Origin of the sequence: Candidatus Hydrogenedens sp. (genome assembly GCA_035361075.1) — a bacterium.
Classification (GTDB): domain Bacteria; phylum Hydrogenedentota; class Hydrogenedentia; order Hydrogenedentales; family Hydrogenedentaceae; genus Hydrogenedens.
The window spans coordinates 88,029-108,492 of record DAOSBX010000006.1 but is presented as its reverse complement, the minus strand read 5'-3'; the positions used below and the strand labels follow the sequence as shown (position 1 = coordinate 108,492).

The window sequence follows — 20,464 nt, the reverse complement described above, 5'->3', positions numbered from 1 at the left end:
AATTCTTTAACATGAGTGGTTATCATCCCTGCCCTGATGGTGAAGACGGCTACTGTCCAGGAATTATAAAGTAGCACAGATATTTTTGCCTGTGGGAAATTATTACATAATATAGCGGGGACAGACTTGCTCACGAATTGATAGATTGGATGTTGATGGTTATTTTTTTTGGGGAGCAGGGATGCTCCCACTACATTATACCTTTAGAAAAGAAATAAACCACAGAGGACACGGAGGAAGGAATTGAGAAAACTCTGTGGTTAAATGTTCTTTTACTTGTGTAATTGCGAAGTAAAAGACACAGGGAGAAGTGTTTGTTTTCTGGGGAAGGTATATTTGTTATATTGGTTTTATGGATATAGCTGGTATTTCTGTCATCACCATAGCATATCGTTGTTTACTATCTGTCTCAACTCAATAGCAGGATATATTTGGATAGAGTTTTTTTATAGTATTTGTAAGATGGCACATTTTAGGTATGATAGTTCGGGCATTAATAGGATTTCGGGATGGTCAGGTGAAGCCCCATGAAATTCGAGTAATTTTGCTTTCCGTGAGGTGTTTCTTACCGACCTTTTTATAATTTCTTTGAAGTCTTGTTGTGAAATAAAGTGGGAACAGGAACATGTAATTAAGATGCCTTCTTTTTTAAGGCATTGTATTGCTAATGTGTTTATTTTTTGATATTTAGCGAAGGCTTTTTTTGTATCTTCTTTTCTTTTTACATAAGCAGGTGGGTCTAATATTACAACGTCGTATTCTTTCTTGTCTATCAATGCCTTTTCGACATCTGTTTCTATAAATTTTATTTTTGAGGAGTAGGTGTTTAATTCTGCGTTCCTTTGTGCTAATCGGATTGCTTCACTTGAGGAGTCGATACCTGTTACGAAAGATGCCCCTGCTTGTACCGCATGGTTTGACCAAAGTCCGACATAACAAAAACAGTCGAGGATGTTAGCATTATGAAAATATTTTTGTGAGTAGAGGTAATTAAATCTTTGGTCAAGAAAGAGACCTGTTTTTTGTCCTGTTTTAATAGGGATAACTGTTTTTAAGTTGTTAATTTCACAAATAATCTTGTCTGGTAAATCTGTTGATAGTTCTTCTGCTGTTCTGAAGTAAATATGTTTAACTCCATCGAAGCTTTTTAGGGCTGTTATAAGTTCCTGCCCGTGTTGTTTATAGAAATGGCAATTTGAGTCAATAACGATTACAGAGTCGTATCGGTCTATAATTAAGCCTGGTAGTCCATCGCTTTCTGCATGTATCCATCGGAAAACGGATGAATTGCGAAAAAGTTGTTGACGTAAATCTAAGGCTATTTTTAATCTTTTTTTGAAGAAGGTAGTGTTAATATCTTCCTGGTGGAAACTGAGCACACGTGCAAAAATGTTGCCCGTAGATTGGTAAAAACTCCGACATAGAAACCTGCCATTGGATGTTAAAATATCAATGATATCTCCATCTTGAAGTGTGTATGGTTTTGATATTTCGTTTTTGAAAATCCAATAATGCCCTCTTAAGATTCGTTTTTCTTCATTTTGTTTTATGTTAATTGATGGGACTGTACTACTCATGAATAGTCTTTTCACTGAGTTGATGTGTTGTTTTCCATTTTTTTATTGTTTTGAGTAGGTAAAATTTTATTTGTTCTTCTTCATGTTTCTTTGTGTACGCAATTTCCTTTGTCCATTGAGTAAATCCTTTGTCTGTCTCTGGTAAAGTGATACCTTCCTCATAAGCGTTGGTATAGATAGAGACTCCATTTTGAGAGACTTGTGCAATTCCTCCCATAACTCCAAAAAAACGTTTTTTATCGTCGGCAATTTGAACTGAAACAATCCCCATTTCAAGTGAGGTAATTAATGGAGTATGTCCTGGTAGAATGGTGATTATCCCATTTTGAGTAGGTAATGATATTGATACGGATTCAATATTTATAGGTTGAGTATTAATCGAGCATAGTTCAAAGGTGAGATTTCTTTTACTCATGTCTCTGCCCCTAATTGTTTTGCTTTTTCTTTCACATCTTCGATAGTTCCACAATATAAAAAGGCAGATTCGGGATAGTGGTCATATTTCCCTGATAATAATTCGCTAAAGCTTTCTATTGTTTCTTCTACTTTTACATATTTGCCAGGAATTCCTGTAAACTCTTCAGCAACAAAGTTGGGTTGAGAGAAGAAACGTTGTATTCTCCGTGCACGGTTCACGATTTGTTTATCCTCGTCGGACAGTTCCTCCATCCCTAAGATAGCAATAATATCCTCTAAATCTTTATATCGCTGTAAGATGCGTTGAACCTCTCTGGCAATACGGTAGTGTGTTTCTGTAATATATCGAGGGTCTAATAATTTACTTGTAGAATCTAATGGGTCTATTGCTGGGTAGATTCCTGTCTCTACAATTTTTCTGGAAAGGACAATAGTTGCATCTAAATGGGTAAATGTATTTGCAGGTGCTGGGTCAGTTAAATCGTCAGCAGGGACGTAAACAGCCTGAACAGACGTAATTGAACCCCGATTTGTTGAGACAATTCGTTCTTGAAGTTCGCCCATTTCTGTGGCTAATGTCGGTTGATAGCCTACGGTGCTGGGCATTCTGCCTAATAGAGCGGAGACCTCTGAACCTGCTTGTGTAAACCTAAAAATGTTATCAATAAATAATAAGACATCTTGTTGGTCTACATCGCGGAAATACTCTGCAATTGTCAGGGCAGTTAATGCTACACGTGCCCTTGCCCCTGGTGGTTCTGTCATTTGACCAAAAATTAAGGCTGTTTTATCTAATACACCAGAACGTTGCATTTCCAGCCATAAATCATTTCCTTCCCGTGTTCGTTCACCAACCCCAGCAAATACAGAGACACCACCGTGATTTATAGCAACATTGCGGATTAATTCCATAATTAATACTGTTTTGCCCACGCCAGCTCCGCCAAATAAGCCAATTTTACCTCCTTTTGGAAATGGTGCTAATAGGTCGATAACCTTAATCCCCGTTTCAAAAATTTCCATTTTTGGATTTATATCTCTAAACTCAGGGGCTTTTTTATGAATAGACCATAGTTCTTTCGTATTGATTTCACCTTTTCCATCGACAGATTCACCTATGACATTTAGTATTCTACCAAGCACCTCTTTACCAACAGGAACACTTATGGGTATATTTAAGTTTGATACTTCTATACCCCGAGAGAGACCATCTGTGCTATCCATAGCAATGGTACGAACTATATTATCCCCGAGGTGTTGCATAACCTCTAAAATAATTCTTTTTCCTTCTTCAACTTTAACCTCTAATGCGGTATATATTGCGGGTAAGTCGCCCTCATTAAAACGAACATCGATGACGGGTCCACTAATTTTAACAATCTGTCCTTTGTTCATGGTTTGATTACTCCAACGATTCAACACCACTAATTACTTCTAACATTTCTTTTGTTATAAGTTCTTGTCGTGTTTTGTTAAAAACTAACGTCAAATTTTGTAATGTTTCATCAGCATTTTTTGTAGCAAGTTCCATGGCTTGCATACGGGCTAACTGTTCACATGCTAATGATTCCTGAAAAATACGATGTAATTCTGATAAGAGGAACATCTCACAAACTTTCTGAATAATATCTTCTATGTTGGGCTCAAAAATCCAAACATTTTTTGTTGTTTTTGTATCTTTCTTGCTAATTTGCTCTATAGGTAATGGCAATATTCTTTCTAACTCAACTATTGTGTTATATGAGAGTCCAAGTTTTGTATAAATCACGAATATACAATCAAGTTCATTTGATAGAATGTGTTGAGATAAGGTATGAACTAATGAAGATACCTTATCTAACGAGTACGTCTCAAAGAAATTCTCAAAAGAATGATGAATAGGAATTTTTTGATATTTAAGGGCTTCCTTTCCTTTGTTTCCTATTGAGATTATTTGTACGGTGTTATTTTTAAAAGTGGTATTTAGTACTTCTTTTGTTTTTTGAATAATGCGGGTATTGAAACCGCCACAGAGTCCATGGTCACTGGTTATAACGAGTAGTCCTATTTTATTGGCAGGTGTTTTTTGAATTAATAGTGGATGAGTCGGACTAAACTCTGGTAATTGATTTAAAATGTTCCATACCATTTCGAGTTTTGAAGGGAGAACTCGACTAATCAGTAGGTTATTTTGTGCTTTTTTAAGTCTTACTGTGGCGATCATTTTAATTGCTTTTGTTATTTTTTGTGTATTTTTAATGGTTTTTATTCTTGAGCGTATTTCCTGAATGCTACTCATTGTTTTATCCTATTGTATCTATTTGTCATGCCAGTGTTTTTCTAAGAATAGTTGGATTGTATCTTCAAGCTCCTTATGTTTCGTATCATCCCACTTTGAGTTAGAGCCTAAATAGACATAGAGGTCAGGATGACTATTTTTAATATATGCAGTGAGTTCAGTTTCAAAGCGTGTTAGGTCGTTTAGGGGAATTTTATCAGTGAATCCATAAATTCCTGCGAAGATGATAATGATTTGTTCTGATAATCCGCAGGGTTTAAATCGGTCTTGAGTTAATATTTTAGTCAGTCTTTTACCTCTTTCTAATTGAGCTTTTGACGATTCGTCTAACTCGCTTCCGAATTGACTAAAAACTTCTAATTCTCGATATTGTGCCATTAAGATACGTAGGGTTCCAGCGATTTTTTTCATAATAGGGGTTTGAGCGGAACCACCAACTCTTGAGACACTAATTCCAGGATTTATTGCAGGGCGTATACCTGAATAAAATAGGGGAGAATCTAAATAGATTTGTCCATCTGTGATGGATATAACATTTGTAGGGATATAAGAGGAGACGTCTCCTTCTTGTGTTTCAACGATAGGTAAGGCTGTAAGGGTGCCTCCTCCTTTTGATGGATGTAGACATGCAGACCTTTCTAATAATCGGCTGTGTAGATAAAAAATATCACCAGGGTAAGCTTCTCTTCCTGGTGGACGTCTTAGAAGTAAGGAGATTTGGCGGTATGCGGATGCATGTTTTGATAGGTCATCATATATGATTAATACGTGTTCTCCTTTATCTCGGAAATATTCCCCCATAGCACATCCAGCAAAGGGTGCGAGGTATTGCATCGGTGCTGGTTCCGAAGCGGTGGCTGATACGATGATAGTATATTTCATAGCCCCAAAATTGGTGAGGTCATTGACAATTTGGGCAACAGTGGAACGTTTTTGACCAATAGCGACATAAATACAGATTACATTTTTATCGCTTTGGTTGATGATTGTATCAATTGCCAAAGAGGTTTTACCTGTTTGTCTGTCGCCGATGATGAGTTCCCTTTGCCCTCTCCCGATTGGTACCATCGAATCAATGGCTTTAATACCTGTAAGCAATGGAATATTTACAGGTGTGCGTTCAATGATGCCTGGCGAAATTCGTTCTACAGGGTAATGTTCCACCGCCTGGATAGGACCACCTGCATCGACAGGCTCACCTAATGCATTTACAACACGACCTATTAAGGATTCACCTACGGGAACGGAAGCGACTCGCCATGTGCGTTTGGCTAAATCACCTTCCTTTATTGTTTCATAATCACCTAATAATATTGCTCCTATGTGGTCTTCTTCTAAATTAAAAACCATTCCTTTGACATTATGGGGTAAATCAATAAGTTCTCCCATAAAGGCATCTTCTAATCCGAAAATTCGTGCAATACCATCACCACTTTGGATAACAGTTCCCGTTTCTGAGACTTCGATACTTCCTGAATATGAACTAATTTGTTGTTTTATCAGATTTGTTATTTCATCAATACGTGGGTTATATGACATGGACATCTATTTCCTTTTTCATAATTTCTTCTTTTAATTTTTCTAATTGTGTTTTATAACTGAAATCAAAAGAAAAACCGTAGAAGCGGACGATAATTCCGCCTAATATTCGTGGGTTTATCTGTTTTACTAATCGGACTGTCTTACCTGTAAAATGTTCAAGTGTTTTAATCAACGATTTTTCAGATTCGGGGGTTATACGTGTTGCTGTTATAACTTCCACCTCAATACGGTTTAACCATGGGTCAATTTTATCTAAGAAAACATCGGCTATATATGGGATTAAATCTACTCGTTGTCGTTTGATTAAATATTCCCCTAATTTTATAAAGTAATCAGGGGGATTAACAGTCTCTAAGATTTTATTTAGTAATAGTATTTTATTTTCATAAGGTATAGAAGGGTTCTTTAAAAAAGACATAAAGCGAGGTTCTTTTCTCATAACTGCAGAAAGAGTTTGATATGCCTCGTTAACCTTTAATAGTTCTTGCTCATCATGTATTAGAGACTTTAACGCTTCTGCATATCGGGTGGCTAATTTATTTCTTGTTGTATAATTCATGTTTTATACCTACGACAGCATGTTAATTAAGAAATTGAACTTGCTTATTGTTTGAGCAAGGCGTTCGGATGTTTCTGTTTCTGATAATTCCATTTCTATTTTTCTAATGGATTCTTCAATTAGTAACCGTTTAATATTATTTACATAGTTCAAAATCTCTTCTTTCTTCTTAGTTTCTAATAGAAACTCAATTTGTTCTTTTGCCAATTGATTTTGTCTTTCGATTTCTTGAAGTTTCGTTTTTATAATGTTTTCTTTTTGTTGTTCTTTTTCTTTTTTATAGTTTTCCAATGTTCGATAAATTTCCTCTGCTTCTTTTAGTTCGGAGGTAGAGGATTGAAGCATTTTTTCCAAGTCGTTTCGTTGATTTAAAATGTTTCTCTGATATTTATCGATATATCTTAATAGGGGAGACCACCCTAAACGGATGAATATTGATATTATGGTGATTGTATTAAGAGATTTAAACCAGAGTAAATAATAATTAATTCTTCTAATTTCAGATTGATAGTCAGGTTTATTCTCATAATGTATAGCATAATTGAACAGGTTTTGTTTTTCAGGTGTGCCTATGTAAAGGTGGGGTCTTTGTCTGAATTTAAAGTAATCCGTATCCTTGATAATTTCTCTATACTTAAAATGCTCTTCTGAGTATTTGGATAAATATTCTTTTGATAAATTGGGTGAGTGAAATAAATAAATCCCGACACAAGCACCTGTAATATATAGAACAGAAATTATTACGAAAAATCTTTTATGTTTCTTTAAAAAAGTTTCTTTTGACTGGCTAAGCATTGCTGTATCTTTTCTGCTAATTCTGTTGCGTATGGTTCGATAGAATTTCTATTTATATAAAAGTATTTTTCTAATTCATTGTGGTATTGATTTAGTAATTCTCGGGCACGTGTTTGCTCTTGTTCTATGATTTTTCTTTGTTGGTTATATGCATTACGCACAATAGTATCAATTTCAGTTTCATAATTTTTTTGAATCATTTCAATTTGTTTCTGGTAATCGATTCTTAATTGGTTGGCTTTGCTCTTATATGTTTCTACTTCCCTTTTCTTTTTTTCAAAGAACTCTTCTCTATGTTTGATGGTGTTTAAAAGAGGTGACCAAATGAGTTTTCTTAACACAATAAAGAATATAACAAATAGTAATAATTCAATAATTATTGTGAAATTGATGGTAATCATATATAGTAATTAAACCATTAGGAAAAGAATGATAATGGCAATCACAAGTGCATAAATAGCAACAGATTCTGTTACTGCTTGTCCGATAATCATAGTTCGAGTAACAGGTCCTGAAGATTCTGGATTGCGTGCTATTCCTTCACATGCCTTTGCGGCTGCATACCCTTCTGATAATGCTGCTGCTACACCTACCAAACCCATAGTTATTGCGGCGGAAATGCATGCAAAGATGATTTTATAATCTTCTCCGCTGATAAGTGAACTGCTATTTCCAGTAGTAGAAGCAGTTTGTGCTGTTATAAAGTGAAGTACGTTGAGCCATGAATTTGTGTCCATAAAACACTCCTTTATAGTTATAGATTTAATGTTCAGCAAAATATGAAGAGATATATACTGTACTCAGTGATGCAAATACAAAAGCCTGAATAAACGCTTCAAAACCTGTTAACAGAACATCAATTAAAATTGGAACAAACATATAAAAGGTTAAGGTCGAAATAACAATACTAACAATTCCAGAACCAAGAGTATTACCAAAAAGACGACATGATAAGGAGATAATTTTAGAAATTTCTTCTATGATTTTGAAAGGGAAGAAGAATAGAACTGAGAGTTTTTGAATTAATGTTTTGTCTTGACCTTCTATCCCTTCACTGTATAAAGGTCCTTGAAACTCCTTTATTATGCCGTGGAAGCCTCTAAATCGTAATGCGGTTATCCAACTGTAAAATAAGGAGGTTAGTGCAAGGGCTATTGTGCAATTTAGGTCACTTGTAGGCTCTTCGAGATAGGGAAGAGGTATAAGTGATAAGAGGATGCCAAAAAATATAAATAAAAATAAAGATGATACAAAAGGTAATATCTCATAAAGAATGTCTATATTGGAGTTTTCAATAATTGGTTCAATTAAAGACTTAAACCATAATATTATGATTTCAAGGAGGGATTGTGTTTTTGTTGGAATAAATTGGAATCGGTGCGAAAACCAATAACTAATGATTAGTAAAAGAAATAAAACAAAAAATGAGGTGATGACGGTATAGACATGGAGTCCCCCTAAGGGTATCGGAATATCCGTACCTGGAATGTAGTACAAAACCCACCTTTTTCCAATTTCTTCCATGCCTAATCCTATTTATACTTTTTTCTATGCGGTTGTTCAGATATGGTTCCTTGTTTTATACTGAAAAATATGATAATACTCTAACTACAATGGGTGCAATAATTAAACCAGAACTTAACAAAAAAATGTTTGAGATTTTATGTTCCATAGTAGTGAAGAGGTATAAAACAAAAACGATTAAAACTAATTTTTTGATAACACCTAAAAATATCACTGGTGCAACATAGTTATTCTTCAAGCAATGATAGAGACTTTTCCATGAAATCATAGTTAGACTAACATTGAAGATGCCCGTTGTAACAAAAATTAATGTGTTTTTTCCGAAGAAAGGATAAAGGAGAATAAAAAGAAAGAGAATAACCAGCAGGGATGTTATAAAATAAGTTATTTGAAATTTTTGCTCAATCATTTTAGTTTCTTAAAAATTGTGATAAAAAAGCTAACAAAACCTAAAATTATAGATGTTAAAACGCAAACTGCAAGAAGAATACCATTAGTTTGGAAATAATTATCTAATTTGTTTCCGATAAAGAAACCTAATAATATAAAGATAGTTAATGAAAACCCTAAATTGGATACTGTACTTAATGTGTTCAGAAAATTTTTATCAACTTTCATTATTTAGTACCATAATTGTAAACCATTTTTACGGATTTCATGATAAAATGTTATATAAACTAATATATAACCACAAATAAAGGTAACGATGTGTCGATTCATGAGTAATTCGAAGTTTAAACTAATATATATTTTTCTTATTATACTGTTTCCAGCAAGGTTATTGTTATCTGAAAACCTTGAGGATGTTGTTCGGCAAAAACAAGGTTCAGTACTTCTTATCAATTGTACAGATACCAATGATGATGTGATACAAGCCAGTGGTTTTGTGATTTCAGCCGATGGTTACGTTATTGCATCAGCACATCAGGTTAAAAATGCGAAAGAGATTCAAGGTAAACTTATTGATGGTCAGATTTTCTCCTTGACTCTACTTTACTATTCGAAGGAGAAAGATGTATCCATCCTTAAGGCGAATCGCAATTTTTCTTCATGGGTAGACATTAATGCTGATGTTAATGTAAATGCAGGGACAAGTGTATTTACTTTGGCATCGCCAGATAATCTGGCTTTTTCAGTTATTACAGGGACAGTTTCAAATCCAAATCGGTTATACAAAGGGAATAAAGTATTTCAATTAACCATGTATGCTGACCCAGGTGCAAGTGGAGCACCTGTGTTTAACCATAAGGGTGATTTTATTGGGATGATAATAGGTAAATTAGAAGGGACTGTTTTCTCATTGGCAATTTCTTCTGAAGAGATACGAAAATATTTAGAGACGACTCCAATTTATGAAAAAATAATACCAAAGAGTCAAACGGATAAATTAAATATGTTGGAAACAGAAATTATACCTTTACCGAATATAGACCGAACGGTTCTTTTAGCGATTGAGTTCTATAATAAGGGCGTTAATAGCGATGATATGAAAAAGAAATATGAATACTACAAAAAATCGGCACAATTATTTCCAGAATTTTTTGAGGCATGGTTTAATCTGGGAGTTGTTTCTGAGTATTTAAGTGATTATCAAATGGCAGAAAAAGCATATAAACGAGCAATAACACTCGATAACCAGTCAATAGAGTCGAAAAGGAATTTAGGACGATTATTATTAAAAATGAATCGGTTAGAAGAAGCAAAAGAAACATTTGAAAGCCTTGTTAGTTTATGCAGTAATTGCCCTCAGGTGTATAATGATTTAGGAGAAACATTACGAAGAATGAATCAGTTAGACAAAGCAGAAGAATATTTTAATAAGGCGATAACATTAGATTCTCAATATGCATTAGCATATTACAATCTTGCATTAATTCAACTTGAAAAAGAGAACGAAGAAGAAGCCATTCATTATTTTACGAAGTATTTGGACTATACCAATGAAACTACTGGTAAGGAGAAAGTTCAACGATGGATAAACGAGATGAGAAACCAAAAGACGAAACAATAATCGAAGATTCGAAAGTTCCCAAAAAGATAGCGAAATATGAAATAATAAAAGAGATAGGGAGGGGAGCAATGGGGGTGGTATATGAAGCGTATGACCCGTTAATTGAGAGGAAAGTGGCTATTAAAACTGCCAGAAAAGATTTGTCTGTTAGTTCAAGCGTTGCAGATGAGATATTTATCCGATTTACCCGTGAAGCGGTTATGGCTGGTAAGATACAGCATCCTAATGTGGTGACTATCTATGATATGGGTGATGAAGAAGGTCTTGCCTATATTGTTATGGAATATATTGAGGGAGACGACCTTAAAACATTGTTGGGTAAGAAAAAGAAATGGCCATTAGAAGAGGTGTTAAAAATAGCAAACGCAACATGCAGTGCTTTATATGTTACCCATCAGCATGGAATTGTTCACAGAGATATTAAACCGTCTAATATTCTTATGACTAAAGATGGGAAAATTAAACTTACAGATTTTGGAATAGCAAAATTACCTGAGTCTACGTTAACTAAAGATGGAACATTAATAGGAACTCTACATTATATGAGTCCCGAACAATTTACAGCAGGAGAAATTGACGGGAGGTCTGACCAATTCTCTTTGGCTGTTGTCCTTTATGAACTTATTACTGGGGAAAAACCTTTTACAGGGGAAGAGTTTGGTGTAATTATGCACAAAGTACTAAAAATACAGCCTTTGCCACCTTCAGATTTAAATGTTTCTATTCCAAAAGCGTTGGATGATGTTCTTCTAAAAGCCATGAGCAAAAACCCAAATGACCGTTACCCTGATATGGAGGCATTTGCTAAAGCATTAAATGAATGTGTAGAAAAAAGCAAACCCAAAAAACCTACTGAAAGTTCAGATACAGAAGCACCGACAGTGATAAGTGTAAAAGAATTGTCCGAACACGAAGATAAAGAAAAAATAATAATTGGTACAAGCAAAAAAAAGGTGCTTCCGATTGTGATAGGAATTGTTGTTGTTTTTGCAATTATTGTTCTTTTGGGAGTGTTTTTTGCAAATAAAGAAGGTAATAAGCAGGGAGTTGTAACACAACCAACTGCACAACAGAATATTGCTTATTTTGGAAAAGTTATTTTTAATATATGGCAGGCAAGTACAAAAGAGGCTTACGAAGATTACCAAAATTATCTTGATTTGAAGAGAATCTCTGATTTTATTACACCTTTTGATGGACAGGTTGAGGTAGAAATACGAAATCAATCTTCTGAGATTATATATCAAAATAAAAAATATCAAGCAGGTGATGTAATTCAATTAAAAGGAGAACCCAATTCTATATCATGGATAATCCGAAATGGTGAGGATGTGATAACGGGTGAATTACCCCCGTCCCTAAAGCCAAAAGAAGCAGGTGAAACTGTGGCAAAACATATTTTATTACCACCTCGAAAAAATTAAAGAGCAAAAATTATAAAAACATGGTAAAATTAAAGTAATGGTTTGTTTATATAGGAGAAAAGTTATGAAAAAGAGAATGAATATTTTAACAATCGTGTTGTTCGTATTCTTGTCTATTTATGTACAGCAAACATACGGGGATACATTTGTAAAAAATGACAAGTTTCCTGTATTTACTGCACAAGATATAAATGGAGGCACGGTAGACCTTTCGTTATATCAGAATAGCGAACCTGTGCTCATTATTTTCCTTTTCTCTACAAAAACGGGAGAGGAAATGGCTACCAAACTTTCTGTTTTAGACCTTCAATTTGGTGGTAAGAAGATTGAAATTTTAGGAATCGGATTTAGAGATTCGGAAGAGGAGTTAAAACAGTTTGCTGAAAGGTTAGACCTAAAGTATAAAATTATTCCAGACAAGAAAATATCTGATACCTCTTGGCTCGAAAAGATAGATGTTCTGCCAATGATTTTATTTGTTGCTCCTCCTGGCATGGTAATAGAACGTGTTATTCGTGGAGGTGGGCACCAATTAAGTTTACTAAAAGAAGCAACAGAATTTTTCTACAGAAAAAAGGATTTTGATACTGCAAGTTTGGTTATGAAGACTAATATTCCAGCAGAACCAAGTGTGAATGAATCAAAAGATTTACAAGAATTAAAAGGTTATATTCTTTCTGAACAAGGCAAAATAGAAGAAGCGGAAAAGGAATTCGGGGCGATAAATGTACCCGCTGGACTTGCAAAAGTAGCATATTTGAAAGGGGATTATCAGAAAGCGATTGAATATGCAGACCAGGCACCGACAGACGGTTATGCACAAACCATTAAAGGTATGGCTTTAGCAAAATTAGGTAAAACAGAGGAAGCAAAAGCAATCTTAGAAAGTAGTACGGATAAAACAAAATACGATTGGATGAAAGCAGAAAATTTGAATGCTCAAGGACGTATTTCACAGGAGTTAGGTGATGATACGAAGGCTTTACAAAATTTTGAACAAGCAGTATCCCTTGACCCGCTTAATGTGGTTGCATTGAGCAATAAGGCTGTAATACATGAGAAGAAAGGTGAACTCGATAAAGCCAAAGAGGTTCTCACAGAAGCATCTAAAAGAGGTAATGACCAGATAACTCAGTTATTATTACAACAGATAACAGAGCAAATTCAGAAAAGTAATGATGTTGAGAGGCAGAAGGTCATACAGGAGCAGATAACACAATTAACAAAGCAATTTAAAGAACTTAAAGAGAGTGGAGCAATAACAGGAGATACATGGGATACTAAACCGCCTGTAGTTGCTTTTTTGAGGGGTAATAATTTATCGAATGCTATAATGTTTGAAAGGGCGGGAATAGATAGTGCCTTTCAGAGGGAACTGGAAAAGTTGGTCAGAAGTAAACTATCACCTGTTCAGGTGGTCGAACGAGATATGATTGATAAATTACTCCAAGAACTACAAATAGGAAGTTCGAACCTTGCTTCCGCAGAGACACAACGACAACTTGGGAAAGTTCTATCCGCAAAATATTTAGCCTTTATCGAATTTGCTTCCTTAGGAAAATCTCCGATGGTATATGTCCGATTGGTGGATACGGAAACTACAGAAATCATTGGGCAATGTTCGAGCACTCTAAATGAAAATGATATTTTAGCAACTATTCAAAAAATCATAGAAGAGATGGAGAATTGCTTTAAGGAAGCAAACAAAAATGTTAGAGGAACTGTTATTTCAGTAAGTGATAACTCAGTAACGGTTAACTTAGGGAAATTACATGGAATTAAAGAGGGGTGTAGCCTGATATTACTCCAACAAGGTGACCCTGTTGAAATTAATGGTAAAAAAGTAGGATACCGACAAATACCGATTGGCAAAGTTGAAATTCAAGATGTGGAAGATGAATACTCAACAGGTACTATTACATTAACAAAACAGGATGCAAAAGTAGAGAAAGGAATGAAAGTTAAAGGTACGTTGTTTTGATATAAAAAATGAAAGGTTTAATAAATGAAGCGATGGATAGTTCTCTTTTTATTATTGGTTAGTATCAATACTTATGCTCACAAACCTATTGTTATAGACGGAGGTCCATCTGGTCCTGATAATCCATACATAATTAAGGACATAAACATCTCGCAAGTGGCTTATCACACAGCCAAAGAGGGGAACCTTGAAATCTGGCTAAAGTTTTCAGGAAAGGAAAATGAAAAAATAAAAATCCAATTAGGTTCCCCAAAATTAGATAATTCAAAACCTGTCTATTTTCCAGCAGTTGCAATTATTGGGAATAGAATGCCAACAGTTTCTTTACCATTTTCTATACCTCAGGGATTTGGAGGCGAGATATACTCAACTCAGGGGATAAAACCAGAGGTATTTCATGAAGAATTTACAGGGACAGATTCATGGATATTTCCGATAAAAGAATATGTTCTTCCGAAGACAGATAGTTATTATCTTGTGGCTTATTTGCCTGAACCCCGAGAAGGAAAGTTCTGGATTGCTGTTGGTGATAAGGAAAAGTTTGGCATAAAAGATATTTTAAGCCTACCAAAGACAATAGTTCAGGTCAGGAGATTTCACGAAGTTTTTCCTGTTGGTGGCGTACTTGTTTGGGGTTTGTTCCTTCTTTTAATCTTATTCTTGGCAGGGATTTCCTTTTTAGCCATTTCACTTCTATAACATCTGTTCTTTATACAGATATTCGATGTATTCATGAAGATGCGAATATGAAAACTGGAATCCTTCTTTTATAAGACGTGCTGGGTATATATTTTGGTTAGCAAGAAATAACTCACGTCCCATATCTCTTAAAAGCCATTCTAAAATAAATGAGGGTACTCTTAAAAAAGATGGACGTCTTAATGTCTTTGATAAATAAGTTGCTAATTCTTTTTGTGTTAGGGGATGAGGAGAAACGAAATTAAATACCCCATCTATATTTTCTTTTAACAGAAGGAAGTGTATTGCAGAGCATAAATCCTCAATTGCTATCCAGCTGATATAGGCATCTTCGTTTCCGAGAATTCCGCCTAATCCCCATTTATAAATTTTAGCCATTTTTTGCAAAAATCCACCCGAGCCACCCATAACAACACCAAATCTCATAAATACAGTTTTAATGTGAGAATTAATTGTTGATTGTCCTGCTTTTTCCCATGCTTCACACAAATCAGATAAAAATCCAACTCCTTTGACACCTGTTTCATCCGTGTTTGGAAGTGGATTTGCCCCATAATAGCCTATCGCAGATGCAACGAAAAATTTCTTATTAATGTCGTTGAGTTGTACGATAGATTGAGCGAGAAATTCTGTTGTTTTTACTCTACTGTCAAATAAAATTTTTTTTCTTTTTTGTGTCCAGAAAGAATCCGCTATATTAGCGCCAGATAGATGAATAAAGACATCTGCGTGTTTTATGGTATTTATATCAATGATTTTATTATATGGGTCCCAGAATATTTCAGAAGCATTTTTGGGTTGATGTCGAACTAATGTGTAGCATATATGTCCTTGTTCTGAAAGATATGAATATAAACGGCTACCGACAAAACCAGAGGCACCTGAAATAACAAGTTGCATGATGTATTCCTATATGGTGTTTAGAATGATTGACATCTAACAGTTAATTATTTTACAATTAAATACTTAGATATTCAAGCCTCCATAAAAAAATCTTACATAAATAAGGGATTATTTTTCAATGTCAATTAATAAAGAATTAGAGTTAGAGCAACCTATTCAAGATTTAAGACATGAAACGCTACTTAACATTGTGAGAACTGTGTCTGTTTTGTCTGTAAAAGGTGAAGCATTTTTTAGAAAGTATGGGATTACAGAAGCCCAATTTAATGTGCTATTCGCCTTGAAATATAAGAAGAAAAAATGGACACAGTCTGAGCTGGGTAGGAGATTGGTTGTTACCCGTGCCAGTATAACATCCATATTGGACAAATTAGAGATAAAAGGACTTGTTATACGGAATTCGGTAAAGGGTAATCGTCGAATTAGACATGTTGAATTGACACCAGAAGGATTGGCACTGATTAAAAAAATGGAGCCGATATACCGAAAAAATATTCATCGTTTATTATCATGTTTTACAGACAAGCAATGTTCAGAAATTATCAAATACATGGAAACAATCCGTCAACAATTAAAAAACATCCAGTACTCCATAAAAGAAACAGATTGATTTTCATCAATTAAAACAAGAATTCACGAAGGTTGTTGCTATATATGAATACAGGTGTAAAAACAACAAAAGTATATGAAGAAGAACATTTTAATAAATTAGGTTTCTTTGCTCTTCTTGCGACACAGTTTCAGGGGGCGTTTAGTGATAATGTTTACAAATTGATTATCATTTTAAGTGTTCCTATCTTTTTAGCCCAAGATTCTTTTTGGCATCGTTTTGTAACACCTGTTTGCACTGCTTTATTTAATTTACCTTGGTTATTATTCCCTGCGTTAGCTGGTTCGCTTGCAGACCGTTATTCGAAGCAGAAAGTTACGGTATGGACAAAGATGTGGGAATTGGGTGTGATGGTGATGGGTGCATTTTCTGTATTTTTACGGAGCCCACTTCTATTAATGTTTACCTTGTTTTTAATGGCGATGCAGAGTGCATTTTTTAGCCCTGCAAAATATGGTATTTTGCCAGAGATACTTCCTGAAACACGTTTATCATGGGGAAACGGCTTACTAAATTTATGGACTTTTATCGCTATCATTCTCGGAAACGCTGTCGGTGGTGTTATGATAGAGCTGTTCAAAAACAATCTTTATATAGCCATGTTTTCTATGGTGGGTTTGTCCACGTTGGGTTTGATTAGTTCTCTATTTGTAACCAAGGCACCACCTATTGAGCCTGAACGAAAAATCGAGATAAACCCGTTTGCTGGACAGTTAGGATACCTTAAGATTTTTTTCAAAGATAAGAAACTTTTACTTGCCATGTTGGGTATTGCCTATTTCTGGTTTGCAGGTGCACTGATTATGCAAAACATTGTGGAATATGGGAAATCTGAACTTTCAAGTGGGAGTGCAATCGGAATATTATTAGCTTTGATTGCGGTAGGTATAGCCCTTGGCAGTGTAATAGCTGGGTATTTATCTCGAGGCAAAATTGAGTTAGGGTTAGTACCGATTGGTAGTATCTTGATGATTATGTTGTGTTTTCTTTTATCTATACCAGGTTTGAGTTTAATACAAATTACCGTGTTGATGTTTTTCTTGGGTTTTGGTGCGGGAATCTTTGATGTTCCAGTTGCGTGCCTTTTACAACGGCAAAGTCCAAATCAGGTTCGTGGCACGATGATAGCAACCAGTAATCTTGTTACCTTTGGAGGAATGACTATATCAGCAGGGTTGTTTTTATTATTGTTTAGTATTTTACATTGTCCGCCACGGTTTATATTTCTTGTAACTGGAATTTTATCATTATTTATATTGGGAACTATGGCAATGATAGAAAAAGAAATGATATTACGAGCCTTCTTATGGATTTTGGACAGTACCCTATATCGTGTATATGTTTCAAATAGGAATAAACTTCCTGAAAAAGGGGGTGCTCTTTTAGTTTCGAATCATGTCTCATTTGTAGATGTTTTAGTCCTTTTTTATGTTTTTGACAAGAAGGTATACTTCGTTGTTGGTGAGGACATATTAAAAGTTCGTTGGATGCGATGGTTTTCTAAACTTATGAATATCATTATTCTTCCAAATGATGCAACACCTAAGGATATAGAAGCAGTAATTGTTAAGATAAGACAGCAACTTGCCCTTGGTAATTGGGTATGTATCCCATGGGAAAAGAGGTTTCATCCAAATGGTCCTGAAATGCCATGGCATAAGGATTATGGAATTCTTACCCAAAGTTTGGAGATCCCTATTATCCCGATATACATGGATCGTATTACAGAACTGGTTTATCGTATTCGTGACGGGAAGATTCATTGGATAATTCCTGAGTCATTACTCTTTCCTATCTATGTAGAGATAGGTGACCCTATCAACAACCCAAGAGATGGTTATCAAATTCGTGAGTCTATTCAGTTGCTAAGCACTCACTCTTACAAAAGACGACCTTATATGTTCAATTCAATACTCCATCGTGCTTTTGTCAGTGCGGTGAGAAGAAATCCATTCCATTTTTGTATGGCAGATGCAATGACAGGTCATATTAATTACTTTAAGGCGTTTATGGGGACATTAATATTGGGAAGGAAACTAAAACAAATATTAGGCAATGAAAAAATGGTAGGAATACTTGTTCCGCCTACAGTTGGCGGTGCTCTTGTCAATATAGCACTACAAATTATGGGGAAGGTACCTGTTAACTTGAATTACACACAAAGTTCAGAAATTATTGCTTCTTGTGCAAAAACCTGCGGTATCAAGCATGTTTTAACATCGAAGAAATTTTTAGAAAGGGTCAATATAACTGTTCCAGAGACGCCTATTTACCTTGAAGAAGTTCGGGAGAAAATAAATACATGGGATAAAGTATGGGGTATATTATCTGCTATATTTCTTCCTATTTTAATTATTGAGAAATTATTGGGAGCACCTTCGAATAAAGAAGAGGATTTAGCCACTATTATTTTCTCAAGTGGTAGTGAAGGGAATCCGAAGGGAATTATGCTTACAAAAAGAAATATTATGAGCCAATCCGAATGTATCCGTAGAATTGTCTGGCATGATAAGAATACTTGTGTTTTAGGTTTTCTTCCATTTTTCCATTCATTTGGCTTCACAGTTACCTTATGGCTTCCATTAACTAACGGGGTTCGTTGTGTATATCATCCTAATCCTCTTGAACCTAAAATCATTAGTGGGTTGGCTCAAAAGTATGGGGCTCATTTTTTATTGGCAACGAGCACATTTTTACAAGGTTTTATACGAAAAAGTTTACCTGAGGAATTTAAAACGTTATATCTTGCGTTAGCAGGAGCAGAAAAACTACCCGACCGTATACGAAAAGGATTCTATGAGAAATTTGGAATTGAGCCGTTAGAAGGATATGGTGCGACAGAATGTTCACCTCTCGTCTCAGCAAATTTACCTGACTTTGCATCTCCTGGCTTTTTTAATCAGTTCAATAAAGTCGGGACTGTTGGTCGACCTTTACCAGGTGTTTCTGTAAGGATTACACATCCTGAAACAGGTGAAATTTTACCTGTGGGTGAGGAAGGAATGCTTGAAGTTACGGGACCTAATATTATGTTGGGTTATCTGAATTTGCCAGAGAAGACAGAACAGGCTTTACGTGGTGAATGGTATCGCACAGGTGATATTGCAAAAATAGATGAGGATGGGTATATAACGCTTACAGATAGGCTTGCAAGGTTTAGTAAAATTGCAGGAGAAATGATTTCGCATACCCGTGTTGAGGAGGTTTTGCATGAATTATTAGGATTGACTGACTTGAGTATGGCAGTTACAGGTGTCCCTGATGAACAAAAAGGAGAACGATTGGTTGTTTTGCATACATTGGAAGAGGAGCAAGTCAAAACACTTTTAGAATTACTGGAAAAATCGGAGTTGCCTAATTTGTGGAAACCCAGAGCAAATTCATTTTATAAAGTAGATTCGATACCTATACTTGGCACAGGAAAATTAGATATCCGTGCTGTTAAGAAAATGGCTATGAGCATTTCAAACAACAATAACTAAGGTATGAAAAGAGTAGTTTGTAAAAGTTTTTGAAACAAAAGTAAATATTTTAGTATAATAATACGTAGTATAGAGAAGAGGAAATAATGTAACTTAAACAATTAATTACTATAAGGAGTGTATTTATGTTTAGAAAAAGTATTTTAGTATTCTGTGCTATCTTTTTAGCGGTTCCATTTTTAGTTACGGCTCAGGATGAGAATAAGGGTGTTGAACAGCCAGTAGGTGTAACCATAAACGGTGTGAATGTCGGTGTTGTTGCGACATTAGCCAAAGGTGAAACAGCATCAGCAAACAACTCCATTGCTCAGTTAAATGCATTGAAAGTAACCGAAGCAAAAGATGTTGACGGCAAATCGTTAGATGATTTGAAAGATAAGATTGTATTTTATATACCTACAAAGTCAGCGGATAAAGTTATTTCTGGTGACCAGATGAGAGGGAAAACAGTGAAGGTTATCGGTAAGTTATTCAAGCAAGCCAATGCACTGTTAGTAGAGGAAGTAACTGTTGAAGGTGGTGGTGATGGTAATGCCGAAGATGATTTTGAGAATCTTCCCGTCGGTTCGAAGAGCCAATTACAAGTTTTATAATATTTTTGAAACACCTTTATTCTTAGTCTAAGATTAAAAGTTTATGCCTGTCAGTAATGGCTGACAGGC

Annotated in this window: 19 protein-coding genes; 7 read left to right on the top strand and 12 right to left on the bottom strand. The window is 35.1% G+C overall.

Translation table 11 applies throughout. The features are described from left to right. From PLJ10_03390 to PLJ10_03340, 11 genes are all read right to left on the bottom strand, one after another. On the bottom strand, positions 1-191 hold a 191-nt coding region (locus PLJ10_03390), incomplete at its 3' end, for a hypothetical protein (GenBank protein HOK08685.1). 255 nt (positions 192-446) lie between these two features. After that, positions 447-1,577 carry a class I SAM-dependent rRNA methyltransferase gene (locus tag PLJ10_03385; GenBank protein ID HOK08684.1) on the bottom strand — a complete coding sequence of 377 codons (1,131 nt, stop codon included), beginning with the start codon at positions 1,575-1,577 and terminating at the stop codon, positions 447-449. Next, positions 1,570-1,992, bottom strand: a complete 423-nt coding sequence (locus PLJ10_03380) for a F0F1 ATP synthase subunit epsilon (GenBank protein ID HOK08683.1) — start codon at positions 1,990-1,992, stop codon at positions 1,570-1,572. Before PLJ10_03380 ends, PLJ10_03385 begins: the two co-directional genes overlap by 8 nt. Further along, on the bottom strand, positions 1,989-3,389 hold the full coding sequence (atpD, locus tag PLJ10_03375; protein ID HOK08682.1) for a F0F1 ATP synthase subunit beta: 1,401 nt from the start codon (positions 3,387-3,389) through the stop codon (positions 1,989-1,991). The genes PLJ10_03380 and atpD overlap by 4 nt, the downstream gene beginning before the upstream one ends. Before the next feature lie 7 nt (positions 3,390-3,396). After that, positions 3,397-4,272 (bottom strand): ATP synthase F1 subunit gamma, encoded by an 876-nt coding sequence (gene atpG / locus PLJ10_03370; GenBank protein ID HOK08681.1) that lies wholly within the window; start codon positions 4,270-4,272, stop codon positions 3,397-3,399. Positions 4,273-4,290: 18 nt separating this feature from the next. Continuing rightward, complete coding sequence (atpA, locus tag PLJ10_03365) at positions 4,291-5,811, bottom strand: F0F1 ATP synthase subunit alpha (GenBank protein HOK08680.1); 1,521 nt, start codon at positions 5,809-5,811, stop codon at positions 4,291-4,293. After that, a complete protein-coding gene (gene atpH, locus PLJ10_03360; GenBank protein ID HOK08679.1) occupies positions 5,801-6,373 on the bottom strand; it encodes an ATP synthase F1 subunit delta in 573 nt (190 codons plus the stop codon). The genes atpA and atpH overlap by 11 nt, the downstream gene beginning before the upstream one ends. A gap of 9 nt (positions 6,374-6,382) precedes the next feature. Beyond that, positions 6,383-7,168, bottom strand: coding sequence for a hypothetical protein (locus tag PLJ10_03355; protein ID HOK08678.1), 786 nt, complete (start codon positions 7,166-7,168; stop codon positions 6,383-6,385). After that, positions 7,138-7,569, bottom strand: a complete 432-nt coding sequence (locus tag PLJ10_03350) for an ATP synthase F0 subunit B (protein HOK08677.1) — start codon at positions 7,567-7,569, stop codon at positions 7,138-7,140. The genes PLJ10_03355 and PLJ10_03350 overlap by 31 nt, the downstream gene beginning before the upstream one ends. Before the next feature lie 9 nt (positions 7,570-7,578). After that, the gene (atpE, locus tag PLJ10_03345) at positions 7,579-7,905 is read right to left on the bottom strand and encodes an ATP synthase F0 subunit C (GenBank protein ID HOK08676.1); all 327 of its coding nucleotides are present in this window, start codon (positions 7,903-7,905) and stop codon (positions 7,579-7,581) included. Between the two features lie 25 nt (positions 7,906-7,930). Then, positions 7,931-8,692 carry a F0F1 ATP synthase subunit A gene (locus PLJ10_03340; GenBank protein HOK08675.1) on the bottom strand — a complete coding sequence of 254 codons (762 nt, stop codon included), beginning with the start codon at positions 8,690-8,692 and terminating at the stop codon, positions 7,931-7,933. A gap of 718 nt (positions 8,693-9,410) precedes the next feature. Here PLJ10_03340 and PLJ10_03335 point away from each other — a divergent pair. The 4 genes from PLJ10_03335 (at position 9,411) to PLJ10_03320 (ending at position 14,807) form a co-directional block, all read left to right on the top strand. Next, a complete protein-coding gene (locus PLJ10_03335; GenBank protein HOK08674.1) occupies positions 9,411-10,703 on the top strand; it encodes a tetratricopeptide repeat protein in 1,293 nt (430 codons plus the stop codon). Continuing rightward, positions 10,664-12,127 carry a serine/threonine-protein kinase gene (locus PLJ10_03330; protein HOK08673.1) on the top strand — a complete coding sequence of 488 codons (1,464 nt, stop codon included), beginning with the start codon at positions 10,664-10,666 and terminating at the stop codon, positions 12,125-12,127. The genes PLJ10_03335 and PLJ10_03330 overlap by 40 nt, the downstream gene beginning before the upstream one ends. Positions 12,128-12,191: 64 nt before the next feature. After that, positions 12,192-14,108 (top strand): redoxin domain-containing protein, encoded by a 1,917-nt coding sequence (locus tag PLJ10_03325; protein ID HOK08672.1) that lies wholly within the window; start codon positions 12,192-12,194, stop codon positions 14,106-14,108. 24 nt (positions 14,109-14,132) lie between these two features. Continuing rightward, positions 14,133-14,807 carry a hypothetical protein gene (locus PLJ10_03320; protein ID HOK08671.1) on the top strand — a complete coding sequence of 225 codons (675 nt, stop codon included), beginning with the start codon at positions 14,133-14,135 and terminating at the stop codon, positions 14,805-14,807. Here the strand turns inward: PLJ10_03320 and PLJ10_03315 are convergent. Next, positions 14,802-15,707: a TIGR01777 family oxidoreductase gene (locus tag PLJ10_03315; GenBank protein ID HOK08670.1), complete on the bottom strand. Its 906-nt coding sequence runs from the start codon at positions 15,705-15,707 to the stop codon at positions 14,802-14,804. The genes PLJ10_03320 and PLJ10_03315 overlap by 6 nt on opposite strands. Positions 15,708-15,828: 121 nt before the next feature. Here PLJ10_03315 and PLJ10_03310 point away from each other — a divergent pair, with 121 nt between their 5' ends. The 3 genes from PLJ10_03310 to PLJ10_03300 all read left to right on the top strand — a co-directional run bounded on the left by PLJ10_03310 (position 15,829) and on the right by PLJ10_03300 (position 20,395). Further along, positions 15,829-16,320, top strand: a complete 492-nt coding sequence (locus PLJ10_03310) for a MarR family transcriptional regulator (GenBank protein ID HOK08669.1) — start codon at positions 15,829-15,831, stop codon at positions 16,318-16,320. Between the two features lie 44 nt (positions 16,321-16,364). Further along, positions 16,365-19,802 carry an MFS transporter gene (locus PLJ10_03305; protein HOK08668.1) on the top strand — a complete coding sequence of 1,146 codons (3,438 nt, stop codon included), beginning with the start codon at positions 16,365-16,367 and terminating at the stop codon, positions 19,800-19,802. Between the two features lie 125 nt (positions 19,803-19,927). After that, entirely contained in the window at positions 19,928-20,395 is a 468-nt protein-coding gene (locus tag PLJ10_03300; protein HOK08667.1) for a hypothetical protein, read from the top strand. Positions 20,396-20,464: the final 69 nt, after the last annotated feature.